The organism is Vibrio sp. RE86 (assembly GCF_013114545.1).
Classification (GTDB): domain Bacteria; phylum Pseudomonadota; class Gammaproteobacteria; order Enterobacterales; family Vibrionaceae; genus Vibrio.
On the sequence record NZ_VTXI01000002.1, the window covers coordinates 1 to 13,168 of the forward strand.

Annotated in this window: 12 protein-coding genes and 1 pseudogene; 7 read left to right on the forward strand and 6 right to left on the reverse strand. The window is 46.3% G+C overall.

What is annotated here, in order from left to right; all coding sequences use genetic code 11:
* The first annotated feature begins 253 nt into the window (after positions 1-253).
* Together F0231_RS02225 and F0231_RS21100 are read left to right on the forward strand one after the other, a co-directional pair.
* Positions 254-580: a hypothetical protein gene (locus F0231_RS02225; protein ID WP_171758085.1), complete on the forward strand. Its 327-nt coding sequence runs from the start codon at positions 254-256 to the stop codon at positions 578-580.
* Between the two features lie 127 nt (positions 581-707).
* Entirely contained in the window at positions 708-830 is a 123-nt protein-coding gene (locus F0231_RS21100; protein ID WP_301337893.1) for a hypothetical protein, read from the forward strand.
* Between the two features lie 321 nt (positions 831-1,151).
* Here F0231_RS21100 and F0231_RS21195 read toward each other — a convergent pair.
* From F0231_RS21195 to F0231_RS02240, 4 genes and pseudogenes are all read right to left on the reverse strand, one after another.
* Positions 1,152-1,337 (reverse strand): annotated as a pseudogene (locus F0231_RS21195) (hypothetical protein); the annotation flags it as partial.
* Positions 1,338-1,500: 163 nt separating this feature from the next.
* Positions 1,501-2,133, reverse strand: coding sequence for a DUF3299 domain-containing protein (locus tag F0231_RS02230; protein WP_171758086.1), 633 nt, complete (start codon positions 2,131-2,133; stop codon positions 1,501-1,503).
* Positions 2,134-2,218: 85 nt separating this feature from the next.
* Positions 2,219-3,595, reverse strand: coding sequence for an amidohydrolase family protein (locus tag F0231_RS02235; RefSeq protein ID WP_171758087.1), 1,377 nt, complete (start codon positions 3,593-3,595; stop codon positions 2,219-2,221).
* A 405-nt stretch (positions 3,596-4,000) separates the two neighbouring features.
* Positions 4,001-4,900 carry a DMT family transporter gene (locus F0231_RS02240; protein WP_171758088.1) on the reverse strand — a complete coding sequence of 300 codons (900 nt, stop codon included), beginning with the start codon at positions 4,898-4,900 and terminating at the stop codon, positions 4,001-4,003.
* 120 nt (positions 4,901-5,020) lie between these two features.
* Between F0231_RS02240 and F0231_RS02245 the strand changes: the two genes are divergently transcribed.
* Positions 5,021-5,503, forward strand: coding sequence for a MarR family winged helix-turn-helix transcriptional regulator (locus tag F0231_RS02245; RefSeq protein ID WP_171758089.1), 483 nt, complete (start codon positions 5,021-5,023; stop codon positions 5,501-5,503).
* Between the two features lie 89 nt (positions 5,504-5,592).
* Here F0231_RS02245 and F0231_RS02250 read toward each other — a convergent pair whose 3' ends face one another.
* Together F0231_RS02250 and aceB are read right to left on the reverse strand one after the other, a co-directional pair.
* Positions 5,593-6,030, reverse strand: coding sequence for a heme-binding protein (locus F0231_RS02250; protein WP_171758090.1), 438 nt, complete (start codon positions 6,028-6,030; stop codon positions 5,593-5,595).
* A 50-nt stretch (positions 6,031-6,080) separates the two neighbouring features.
* Complete coding sequence (gene aceB / locus F0231_RS02255; protein WP_171758091.1) at positions 6,081-7,709, reverse strand: malate synthase A; 1,629 nt, start codon at positions 7,707-7,709, stop codon at positions 6,081-6,083.
* A 313-nt stretch (positions 7,710-8,022) separates the two neighbouring features.
* Between aceB and gcl the strand changes: the two genes are divergently transcribed.
* The 4 genes from gcl (at position 8,023) to F0231_RS02275 (ending at position 13,083) form a co-directional block, all read left to right on the forward strand.
* Complete coding sequence (gene gcl / locus F0231_RS02260) at positions 8,023-9,798, forward strand: glyoxylate carboligase (RefSeq protein ID WP_171758092.1); 1,776 nt, start codon at positions 8,023-8,025, stop codon at positions 9,796-9,798.
* A gap of 24 nt (positions 9,799-9,822) precedes the next feature.
* Complete coding sequence (gene hyi, locus F0231_RS02265) at positions 9,823-10,599, forward strand: hydroxypyruvate isomerase (protein ID WP_171758093.1); 777 nt, start codon at positions 9,823-9,825, stop codon at positions 10,597-10,599.
* A 46-nt stretch (positions 10,600-10,645) separates the two neighbouring features.
* The gene (locus tag F0231_RS02270) at positions 10,646-11,545 is read left to right on the forward strand and encodes a 2-hydroxy-3-oxopropionate reductase (protein WP_171758408.1); all 900 of its coding nucleotides are present in this window, start codon (positions 10,646-10,648) and stop codon (positions 11,543-11,545) included.
* Between the two features lie 392 nt (positions 11,546-11,937).
* The gene (locus F0231_RS02275) at positions 11,938-13,083 is read left to right on the forward strand and encodes a sugar diacid recognition domain-containing protein (protein WP_171758094.1); all 1,146 of its coding nucleotides are present in this window, start codon (positions 11,938-11,940) and stop codon (positions 13,081-13,083) included.
* Positions 13,084-13,168 lie beyond the last annotated feature (85 nt).

Consider the following 13,168-nt stretch of genomic DNA (forward strand, 5'->3'; position numbering starts at 1 on the left):
GGAGTCTCAGTTGTCGCTAAATATCCGTCAGAGCATTTCTCGGAATCAGAAGCGCTTGCTGAATATGTAAATGTAGTTCTTAACTAACCATGACGTGAAAGAGAACGAGTGTAACCGAACGACGGGGTATAAAAATTTAAACAAAAATTTTCTTTTGTCGCTAGTGGGCGATAGGTAGTGGTAACCGCTGATAATCAGCATATATTTGTTCATAGAGCCTCGATTTTGCGGGGCTTTTTTATACGAGATTACGATGAAATTTATCCCAGAAATTAACCGAAACTTAGTCAATCGAGAAAATGCAAAAGGTCATTATCATGAAGCGCATTTCTATGTTAACCGTTTTGGTCTGTATTGTTTAACAACACGGTATGGAGGAGAGGTCGCCAAAGCGTCAGCCAACAATCTTAATGATGCAATTAAAGAACTTGCTAGCCAAATGCGTAGTAAACGCGAGGAAATGCGATTAAGAGATTTGGGGGCACAATCCTCTGATCATGCATCAGACCCTAGATATCGAAGAGACGGCGAGCCCGAAACTCCTTGGGATTATCATGATTACGTGAATGGTGACGTGTAATATTTTTTAAATTTCTAATTAGCGATTACACATGAGAGCTGCTATTAAGCAATTTTTTCTTGGGCACCAAAAATAGATTACCTCACTTTGTAAGTCATAAAAATCAACATTTTTATAGAATGAAAATATGAAAAAATACACGTTTGACCACTGCTTAGGTCCTCTCCTTACCTTGGATAAAGTAAGCGGGATAAATCATCTACAGTCATTGTATCAAGAGATCACCGATGAGTTAGGCAAGCAGTTTTGAACCCTCAATCTGCGGTGGTAATCTAGTTTAAATTCTGAAAAAGCCTTGTTAAACACTCCAGTAGAAACTTGCCAAATACGGATAACATGTTTTGGGCTAAACATGTGCGGCCGAGCGACACAGTCCATCATATACACGTTATCACCCCTAAGCGGCGGTTCAAGGTCGCTTAGCCGTACTATCGTTCATTTTGTATGGGATGTATTTTAGTTCCATTAGACAATGGTGGATAAATTAACGATGTTAAGATAGTTTATAGACAGTATGTTCAAGAAAGCTCCAGTCTTAAGCGACTAAAGATGACCAAAACTTTCGCCACGACTAGTTAAAAAGACCCATTAGTCTGTTTTCAACAACAGGCGTAATATTGAAACCCTGCATAAAGTCAGGTCGGGTTTTCTCATCTTTCTCTAAGTAGTAGTTCGCCTCTAAGCCAAATTTTCATGGCCGGCCACCCATAACAACTGTCTTGGTGACACTTACGTTAATCGGGATCTCAGCTTGGTCATTTGTCCAGTGTAAGCACTAGATTCTTTGTCATGATTAACCCCAATTAAAAAAGAGCTTTCCTATTCGGTTAGCTCCCTGCATTTCGTTGAGGTCAATCTTAAGGGTTTCTGGTTAGCAAAATAGCCATTTCACCACCCTCGAATCTTTAGTCGTTAAGAAACTAGTGGTAATTCACCACAGATGACGCACTCATGGTGTATCCCATCGTCAAGTCAGTGTCACCATCAACAAGGTAAACGCTGTCGGTTGTGAGGTTTGATGAAATCACGCCCTCAACCCACACAGGGTATTGAACGGTTTCAACTTGGTAGCCTTCAGGGTAGGAGACTCTGACGATTTGGTTTGCAGGCGGTGGTGGCATGTGAATACAGGCACCCGCAGTTGGGACTAGCAAGAATTCAGTGGCGATTAAAGGCGCGGAAAACTCAATCGGAACCAGAAAGCCCGGGACACGAACGCTTTTCCCGTTGAAGTCATGGGTAACGGTTTCTGCGGCGCGTTGCTGGCTTTTAATATACTCAGAGCGTAGTGCTAGCAATTCGTCTGCATTTAAACCTTCAGTTTTCATTTCTTCTTTGAGTCGAGACAGCTCTTTGGTTGCCCGAGGGTCGTCATATTGGGTCAGAGTGAAGATCTTCTGTAGGGTCTGTCTTTGTTGGTAAGTTAGGTCTGGTAAGACAATTTGATTTTGAGTAGAGGCAGGTCTCAGATCTTGCCAATCTAATTCCATCGGTTCGTCAGCAGCGCTACTGAACGAGAAAAAGCATACAAACAGTGCGATTAGTCTTTTCAATGCGAAGATTCACTTTTTGGCTGGTGGAACATGGTTATCTAATCGGCCCATCGGTTTTTGATTACCGATGGGCCATACCCCCTAACTAAAGGATGTTTTTGTAGATAACACCATCTTTCATAATCAGTTGAATGGACTCTGGCGATTCAGGTCGTTTTTCAGCCCCAAACCATTTTTCGCCCGTACCGACAACAGAGAAATCTTCAAGCGGGTTACCATCGAGAAGAAGAATATCGGCGTATGCACCTTTCTCGATCACGCCCAGTTTTGCTTCTGGATATGGGTTCATGAAATCACCACTAAGTGCAGCAAGTTCACCACCAATGGAAGTCAGCGTTTTCAGCGACTCATAAGGACCAAAGAAGTCATTGTTGAGCTTTTTCTCGTAAGCAATTTGAATGTTACAAGCGTCAACTGAGCCGACACAGTCCGTTTGGAAAGCACGAGGTGCAGGACACTTCTTCATATTAGGGATGTAGTCTTTAAACGCCGCCGAAGCCGATTTTGCTTTCGCTAAGCTTGATGGGACGTTCTTAATGGCTGGGATCTCAAGTAGATTAGGGTCAAAGGCTGTGAGGTTGGTTGTGATGTAAGCGCCTTTCTCTTTCATTAGGTCCGAGATTTCACAGTCAAACATGAAGCCATGTTCAATCGACTTAACACCTGCGTTAAGTGCGTCAACGATCGCTTCTTTTCGGTATGAGTGCGCCATGACATAACTGCCATAAGTCTCAGCGACTTCAACAGCCGCGCCGACCTCTTCTGGGGAACCGGCTAAAAGCTGCCAAGGGTCAAATGCAGAGACTACGCCACCAGACTGCATGTATTTCAGCTGAGTCGCACCCATACGGAAGTTGTTACGCGCATACTTTTTAACCTCAGCGACACTGTCCACTTCTTGAGCCATGTTTAAGCGGCTAAAGTTGGTGTCTTCTCCAACAGGGGCGGTGTAGTTTGCAAAGTCAGCATGGCCACCACGTGTACTTAAAAAAGCACCAGATGGGTAGTAGCGAGGGCCGACAATCTGGCCTGCATCGATGGCTCTTCTTAAACCACCATTTGCGCCACCCGCATCACGAACGGTCGTAAAGCCTTGCATCAAGTACATCTCTGCCATACGAGTTCCGTGTATAGCGAAATCTTCCCATGTGGTGTTGGACTCCATTGACGGTAAACTTGGTCCCATTAACATCAGGTGGGCGTGAGCTTCGATAAAGCCAGGCGTTAATGTCTTGCCTGTACCGTCGATGATCACGGCATCATCACGCACATTGATCTCTTTAGCCGAGATGGCGGAAATGATATTCCCTTCAACCAAGACAAAATGATCTTCGTACAACTTATTGTCTGTGCCATTGAAGATATCAACATTTTGGAACAATGTTTGTGGGAGCTGAGCCTCTTCTGCAAAAGCCACCGAAGCCACCAATGCCAATGAGGAAGCGAGTAATGTTCTCTTCATTTTTATATCCTTATAATCGATGTTGCTCAAGATGTTAGAACCAAAAGCCCAGTAGAGATCCAGTCACTAAACGTTTATAAAACATAACAATTCTAAAAGAATAGCAGGTAAATCTGTCTAAGAAATAGCCATTTGGTGACAGGCTAGACACCTTGCTAGTTTGAACACTTTTTACGGTAAATCTAAGACGATCGATTACAAAATCATTTGCATAGATGTGATAAGTGCGCCGCATTAGTCAAACGTAATGAGTTAATGACACTTTATGGCTTAAATGAACTCGGTTTGAGCGGGTAACTGGAGCTGGGGGAAACGGGAAGAGGCAAGAATTTTCGAGTAGGTTAACGGTGTTGATCGAGAAGAAAAGCAGCCAAAGCGTTAGTGGTTTTGGCTGCTGTTAATCGGTTACTGGCTTTGACATTCCGCTGGGCTTGGACGGTTTTGTCTAATCGCCAGTATCGCTTGAGGTAATAGCGACATCACAATCATGCCAATCATCAAACTGTATTGGAAAGGCGTGAATGACTCACCGAGTAATACCATGCCTGACACAATGCCAGCGATTGGGTTGGCGATACCACCGAAGGTAAAGTCGACCACCGACATACGCTGCAGTAGCCACACATACATGCCATAACCAAGCGCGGTGTTTAGGCCAACGACCCAAAGTAGACCGGATAGGTTCGTCATCGAGAAGTTTTCGATGATGTGTGCGTATTTACTTGGTTCCATGGTGGCTTGAACGCCAGCGGCCACAGATAAAATGGCACCACCTAAAATTAACTGCCAGGTCAGTACAGTCCACCAGTGCATACGATTCCCAAGCGACTTGGTCAGCGAACTCCCCACAACGATACACATGATGGCAGCCAGCATGGCACCAAGGCCTATCGGGTTTAGGGTAATCGAGCTTGGATCAAACAACATCCACGCAAGCATGATCAAGGCAGCACCACTGACCGCTTGAATGATGCCTGGGCGATGTTTATTGATCAGCCAGTTATAGATCATGGCAAAGACAGGGACGGAAATCATTCCTACCCCGGAAATGGCAGAAGGCAGCGTCAAGGCCATGACGAAAATCAAACCAAAGAAGGTCGCAATGTTGATAAGGCCTAAGCTGAACAGGATTTGCCAATCGCCTTTTTTAGGTAAACTTGGTCGAAAAGCAAGCAGCAGTAATCCCGCCGGAAGAGCACGTATTGCTCCTAGGAGTAGAGGTGGCCAGTCAGCCAGCGTGAACTGTGTGACGGCATAGGTCGTTCCCCAAAAGAACGCCGGAATCATCGCTAATAATATATTCATAACAACTATCTTTACGTTAAGATACTTTTGTGGTGAATGTACGCCTAAAGTCGATGTTTGTAAAGTATCTTTATGTTAAGATAACTCGAACGACATTTTGTTAAGTGGAGACAATGTTTCATGGACGCTATTGATAGAGTAGTTGAGCAGTGGGCTAAGGAAAAGCCAGCATTGGAAACCGAACCTATGGCTATCATGGGTCGATTGATGCGTATCGCTAAGTATATGGAGACGGAAGTTGCTCAGTTACACAAGCGTTATGATCTCAAGCTGGGTGAGTTTGATGTACTCGCAACATTGCGTCGTAGTGGTGAGCCTTACCGTTTAACACCATCTGAGCTGATTGATTCCATGATGCTGACCTCAGGTGCTATGACCAATCGCCTTGATAAGCTAGAGAAGAAAGGGCTGATTATTCGTGAACACAGCAAAGAAGATCGCCGCAGCGTGACGGTTGAGCTGACTCAAGATGGTTTTGTGTTGATTGACAAGATCATTGAGGAACACGCTGCCGTTCAAGCTAAGTTAGTGAAAGGTATTAATACCAACCAGAAGAAGCAGATCAATACTCTATTGAAGGGTTGGATGACTCAATATGAGTAGGACTCATTGAGTTAAATAGCGAATGTAAAAACGCCCTGATACTTTTTAAAGGTATCAGGGCGTTTTGGTTATGAACTAACTACAGGTTGCTACGAGATCGTTTCATCACAATAGAGCTCAGCATGGTCAATTCCGCCGAGTGCACAGCTTTCATCGATATCAGACAAATCACCGCTGACGCCCACCGCACCAAGAATGTTTTTCTCAGCGTCACGAATCAACAGCCCTCCCGGAACGGGCACCATGTTACCGTGAGCCAGTACATTGACGGCGGAGATAAACGCAGGTCGGTTATCGGCATCTTGCGCGAGTTTGCGTGAAGAACAGCCAAGTGCGAGCGCTCCCCATGCTTTCGCAATCGCAATGTCTGGTCGCATCATGCTTGAGCCATCTTGACGTTGAAGTGAGATCAGCTTGCCACCGCTGTCGAGTACCGCGACGGTCAGTGGGGCACTTTTGGATTTTGACCCAGTTTGAAACGTGCCATCAATGACACTCAATGCTTGCTCTAGAGTTAAACTTCCCATGTTATCTCCTGTAATGTTCTACCTGTCAGGCATGATGAGCCATTCGGGTATTACTCAGTCCCATGAAGAAACTGATAGCTTGGTAAGGTCAGGAAGGTGGCGAACTCTTCTGCGGTAGACAGCTTGAAGAAAAGGTCAGCGGTTTGTTCAAAGCGGCCTGCTGCATAACGAGCATCACCCACTTCCTGTTTGATAGTGTCGAGCTCTTGGTAAAGCCAAGTGTGGAAAAGCTCTTTAGTAAAAGTTTGGCCATCATCAAGTGCAACGCTGTGGTGGATCCACTGCCAAATGTTTGCGCGAGAGATCTCCGCCGTTGCTGCATCTTCCATTAAGCCGTAGATTGGCACACAGCCGTGTCCTTGAATCCACGCTTCGATGTAGTACAAAGCGATACGGATGTTTTTACGCACGCCCGCTTCATCTCGCGTTCCATCACAAGGTTTCAACAGTAAGTCAGCGCCAATTTCATGCGATGGACTGACAAAATCTAACTGGTTAGGTTTACCTTCAAGATTCTTGTCGAATATCGACATGGCTAAGTCGACGAGCGCAGGGTGAGCGACCCAAGTGCCATCATGGCCGTTGCGCGATTCACGCTCTTTATCTTCAATGACCTTCGCTGTTACTCGCTCCATTTCAGCGGGATCTTTCGAAGGGATAAAGGCTGACATGCCGCCCATCGCCAATGCGCCGCGCTGGTGGCAAGTACGGACGAGTAGTTGGCTGTAAGCGTTTAAGAACTCTTTATCCATTCCGACAACGTGACGGTCTGGCAAGATGCGGTCAGCATGGTTTTTCAATGTTTTGATGTAGCTAAAGATGTAATCCCAGCGGCCACAGTTCATTGCGACGATGTGTTCTCGCATGGCATAAAGCATCTCATCCATCTGGAAAACGGCCGGTAAGGTTTCGATCAAGACCGTTGCTCGAATCGTGCCGCGTTCAACACCAAAGTAGTCTTCGGTAAATGAGAATACGTCTGCCCACCACTGTGACTCTTCCATGCTTTCCAGTTTTGGAATGTAGTAGTACACCCCTATACCTTGCTCAGCACGGGTAAGATAGTTGTGATAGAAGTAGAGAGCGAAATCCATCAAACAGCCAGGAATCGGCTGGTTGTCGAACTGGATTGATTGCTCCGGCAGGTGCAGGCCTCGTGGACGGGCAATCAGTAAAGCAGGGTTATCACTAAGCTGATAATGTTTGTTTTTTGCTTGATCGTGATAACTGATAGTTCGGTCGTTGGCGTCACGCAGGTTAATCTGGCCTTGAACCATGTTCTCCCAAGTTGGAGAAGAGGCATCCTCAAAGCAACACATAAAGACCTTCGCGCCAGAGTTAAGAGCATTGATCACCATTTTTCGGTCAACAGGACCTGTGATCTCGACTCGTCGATCCAATAGCTCACTTGGTGGTGTCGCGACCTTCCAGCTTTGGTTGTCGCGAATCGACTTTGTATCGGTTCTAAAGTTAGGTAATTCACCCGCATCATAGCGTTGTTGTTGTTCTTTACGGGCTTCTAGTAGGGCATCTCTGCGGGGACCGAATCTCTTCACCAACTTGGTTAAGAAGGACAAGGCCTCATTAGTGAGGATGGTTTGGTATTCTGGGTTGTCCATACTACCGACTACACGCAGACAAGCAGCTTCTTCTTTTTCTGCTACATCGTTCAGACTCATTGTTCGTCTCCTTTAAACAATATCGAATGATTTTGTGTACAAAATCTACCTTTCATGAATACTTATATTTCAATTCATGTAAACAAGCAAAGGGTATTTAACAATTATTTTTCATTTACTCGTTTGGAAAAATATTTTTATGTAAAGATATTTTATATAAAGCAATGATTTCTAGGCTTTTAGGGGTTAGTGAACACTTAGAGTAACTATTCAATGTTGAAAAAATGTTGCATTTAGGGGTTGCCAAAATCTGATTTTGATTCATAGTACACAAAGTATCTTTTAATTGTATACAATCGAAATGGAGGTTCGTATGGCAAAGATGAAGGCAATTGAAGCCGCGGTAGAGGTATTAAAAAAAGAAGGTGTAGATATTGCCTTCGGCGTCCCTGGCGCAGCCATTAACCCAATGTACGCAGCGATGAAGAAGATTGGCGGTATTGACCATGTGTTGGCTCGCCACGTTGAAGGTGCATCGCACATGGCAGAAGGCTACACCCGTACAAACCAAGATAATATCGGGGTGTGTATTGGTACTTCCGGTCCTGCGGGAACCGATATGATCACCGGTTTGTATTCCGCGTCGGCGGATTCAATCCCAATCCTATGTATTACCGGCCAAGCGCCAAGAGCCCGCCTACATAAAGAGGATTTTCAGGCGGTTGATATTGAATCGATTGCCAAACCAGTAACCAAGTGGGCAACAACGGTATTAGAACCAGCGCAAGTCCCTCGTGCTTTCCAACAGGCATTTCACCTTATGCGCAGTGGTCGCCCAGGCCCTGTTCTGATTGATTTGCCGCTTGATGTGCAGCTAACGGAAATTGAGTTTGATATCGACACTTATGAACCGTTAGAAGCTTACCAACCTAAAGCGACTCGCGCACAAGTCGACAAGGCGATGGAGATGTTGTGTGACTCTGCGAACCCAGTAATTGTCTCGGGTGGTGGTGTTATCAATGCTGGCGCTGAGGAACTATTGCAGCAGTTTGCTGAGATCACGGGCGTACCAGTTATTCCAACACTGATGGGTTGGGGCTCTATCGCGGACGACCACGAACTGATGGCAGGTATGGTCGGGCTACAAACGGCTCATCGTTATGGCAATGCGACGTTACTCGAATCGGACTTTGTGTTTGGTATTGGTAACCGTTGGGCTAACCGTCACACAGGTTCACTTGATGTGTATACCAAAGGCCGAAAGTTTGTTCACGTTGATATTGAACCGACGCAAATTGGACGCGTGTTCTGCCCAGACTTAGGCATTGTATCGGACGCGAAAGCTGCGTTAGAACTCTTAGTCGAAGTGGCTCGTGAATGGCGTGATGCGGGTAAATTGCCAAACCGCAGTGCATGGGTAGGCGAATGTCAGCAGCGTAAAGCCACCATGCTACGTAAAACGCACTACACAGATGCGCCAATCAAACCAATGCGTGTTTACGAAGAGATGAACAAAGCGTTTGGTCGCGATACCTGTTACGTAAGCACGATCGGTCTGTCTCAGATCGCTGCTGCGCAATTCCTACATGTGTACAAGCCGCGTCACTGGATTAACTGTGGTCAAGCTGGCCCACTTGGATGGACAACACCGGCAGCACTAGGTGTACGAGCAGCGGATCCTAATCGTGACATCGTGGCCATTTCAGGTGACTACGACTTCCAGTTCATGATTGAAGAACTCGCCGTAGGTGCGCAGTTCAACCTGCCTTACATCCATGTATTGGTGAATAACTCTTACCTTGGTTTGATTCGACAGGCTCAGCGCCAGTTTGATATCGATTATTGTGTTCAGCTTGCGTTTGAAAACCAAAATGCGCCAGAGCTAAACGGCTACGGTGTTGACCATGTCACTGTGGTTGAAGGGCTTGGGTGTAAAGCGATTCGAGTGACAGATCCAAAGCAGATGCAACAAGCGTTTGCACAGGCGAGAGAGCTCATGAATAAGCATAAAGTACCTGTTGTGGTTGAGGTCATTCTGGAACGTGTCACCAACATTGCAATGGGCGTTGAAATCGATTCAATCAACGAGTTTGAAGCCTTGGCTGAAAACGCTGATGACGCACCAACGGCTCTGATTCATCGCGATTAACGAGAAAAGTATAAGGACATTGTAATGGCAAAGTTTGCAGCAAATCTATCTATGTTGTTTACCGAACTTGAGTTTGAAGACCGTTTTGAAGCCGCAGCGCAAGCGGGCTTTCAAGGGGTGGAGTATCTGTTCCCTTATGCGCTAGAAGCGAATCAGATTAAGGAGAAGCTTGATGAGAACCAACTTACCCAAGTGCTGTTCAACCTTCCGGCCGGCGACTGGGAGGCGGGGGAGCGCGGTATCGCGGTGGACCCAAACCGAATTGAAGAGTTCCAAGCGGGTGTCGCCAAGGCCATTGAATACGCCAAAGTATTGGGTAATGCCCAAATCAACTGCCTCGCAGGGATCGTTCCACAAGGGGTAAGCCAGCAAGACGCGCATGCCGCTTTTGTCATCAATTTACGTTACGCCGCGCAAGCGCTGAAAAAAGAGGGCATTCGACTGGTTATTGAGGCGATTAATACTCGTGATATACCGGGCTTTTTCCTCAACACCACTGAGCAAGCGAAAGCCGTGATCAAAGAAGTTGGCAGCGATAACTTGTTTATCCAATACGACATCTATCACATGCAGATCATGGAAGGCGATTTGGCGCCAACCATGAGCGCCAACATCGAACAGATTGCTCACGTTCAATTGGCCGATAATCCAGGTCGACATGAACCGGGTACGGGAGAAATTAACTACCCGTTCGTCCTAAAACATTTAGACGACTTGGGTTACCAAGGATGGGTGGGCTGCGAATACAAGCCGAAAACCACCACCACCGAAGGTCTAGATTGGATCAACCTATACCGCTAATGCGGTGATCACCTATCAAGCGATGGGTTAACGTTACGGAGAACAGATTATGAAAATTGCATTTATTGGTACAGGCATCATGGGTCGACCTATGGCGGCTAATCTGCAAAAAGCGGGATATGAGTTGGTTCTGTCTGACCACTTTAATCCAGCACCAAAAGACCTTGTGGAAGCAGGCGCTGAGGTTGTGAACTCGGCGCAGGCTGCGACTGAAGCGGCGGATGTTGTAATTTTGATGGTGCCAAACACGCCACAAGTTGAAGATGTTCTGTTTGGTGATAAAGGCGTAGAAGCTGGCCTAACGGCGGGTGGTGCGACAGGCAAACTGGTTATTGACATGAGTTCCATTTCACCAATGGCGACCAAAGCGATTGCTGCTCGTATCAATGAGAGTGGCGCTCAGTACCTAGACGCGCCAGTTTCGGGCGGTGAAGTCGGTGCGGTTAACGCTACTCTAAGCATTATGGTGGGTGGTGCACAAGAAGCGTTTGATAAAGCGCGCCCACTGTTTGAGGTGATGGGTAAAAACATCACGTTAGTGGGTGAAAATGGTGCGGGTCAAACGTGTAAAGTGGCCAACCAGATTATCGTGGCGCTAAACATTGAAGCGGTATCAGAAGCGCTGGTATTTGCTTCTAAAGCGGGCGCTGATCCAGCACGTGTGCGTCAAGCCTTACTGGGCGGTTTCGCAAGCTCTAAGATTTTAGAAGTTCACGGCGAGCGAATGATCGAAGGCACTTTTGACCCAGGCTTTAGAATTTCTCTGCACCAGAAAGACCTTGATTTGGCGCTATCTGGGGCGGAAGAGCTTGGTGTGGCACTGCCTAATACGCAAACTGCACAAGAGCTGTTTGAAGACTGCGCAGCACTCGGTGGCCAAGCGTGGGATCACTCAGCGTTGATTAAAGCCATCGAGAAACGTTCGAATCACACAATTCGTGATTAAACGGTAAGGAGTTTCCGTCTGGGATAGTCAGGATTCCTCTCCCTTTCTATCCCAAATAGTGCCGTGAAAGTTCGCTAACCACTGTGGGGGTGATGAACATGAGCGGTGCGACCAATCGGAATAGGTCGCTGAGCAGACTGATACATCGTATGTCGTGAGCTATTAAGTTTGGTAATAAATCGCGTAGTTTTTGTCTCCTTTTGTACGCGTTCCCGTTGTAAGAAGATAGGTAGGAGTTTCCTCGGGCTCCGTCTTAGCAGGCACCGAATCGCCTTACTTCGGGATTTTTTCTTTCAATGTGACCTGAGCGAAATTGCCGAACCGTCACCATGCTAAAGCTTGTGATATGTTACTTGGGTGTGCCGACAGGCCATTATCACAAGGCAAAAGAGATGCAGTTAAACACCCTGATTGCTCGTCAAATTGTTGAACGAGCGACGAAAATTATTCAGTTTCCCGTCAACGTGATGGATGAGAATGGCGTCATTATTGGTTCGAGCGACCCCTCTCGTTTACATCGCACTCATGAAGGGGCGCTGCTGGCGATACACGATAATCGCATCGTTGAAATTAATCAGACTGTTGCCAGTACGTTGATTGGCGTGAAAGAAGGCATCAATCTACCTGTTGTTTATCAAGAGAGTGTTATCGGTGTGGTCGGAATATCTGGTCAGCCAGATGAAGTCAGAAGCTATGGTGAACTGGTGAAGATGGCTGCTGAATTGATCATTGAACAAGAAGCGTTAATGGCTCAGATTCAGTGGAACAAACGCCACCGTGAAGAGTTGTTATTACAATTGATTCAGGGGTCAACGCTAAGTGACAACCAGTTACTGTCGATTGCTGAACGCTTGGACTTAAATCTCTCTCAGCCAAGAATCGCGGCAACGGTTAAAGTCATACCAAAGCAGGGACAACCGCTTACCCAAGAGCATTTACAAAAGTTGGTGCACTTACTGGAGTACCCAGAGCGAGACAATATTGTTGGCATTGTGTCGGTATCAAATAACGAAGTCGTGGTGTTGAAGCCTGTGTCAGTCGTGAATGACAAGTGGAATCAAGCTGAAGAGAAAGCACGAGTCAAAAAGTTGTTGAGGCGTATCGCACAAGAGACCGACTTTTCGATCCGAATCGCGATAGGGCAATACTTCCCAGGGGTTGATGGCCTTGCCCGATCATATGAGACAGCCAAAGCCACAATGGCCGGAGCAAATAAAAGTAAGCAAGCGATCCTGTTTTATCAGGAACATAAATTGGCCGTTTTAGTGGGTGGCTTAAAACAAGACCCATGGCGGCGAGCCCAGCTATTGGAACCGTTGGAGTTACTGCAACAGAAAGACGATAAAGGGGCATTGCTAAAAACATTGAGAGTATTTTTTGAACAGGACTGCGATCTGGCTCAAACTTGTGCGGCGTTACATATTCACAGAAATACACTTCGTTACCGACTGGAAAAGATAGAAGAGATAACTCATTTAAAAATCAATAGATTAGAGAATAAAGTGCAGCTGTATTTGGCGGTTAAATGCTTCCAATAGAGGGTGGTTGATTGTGCAAGGTGACAATTTTATAGCACGTTAAGGCTGATAGATTTGTCAGCTTGCATAAAGGAATGGCGCTCAC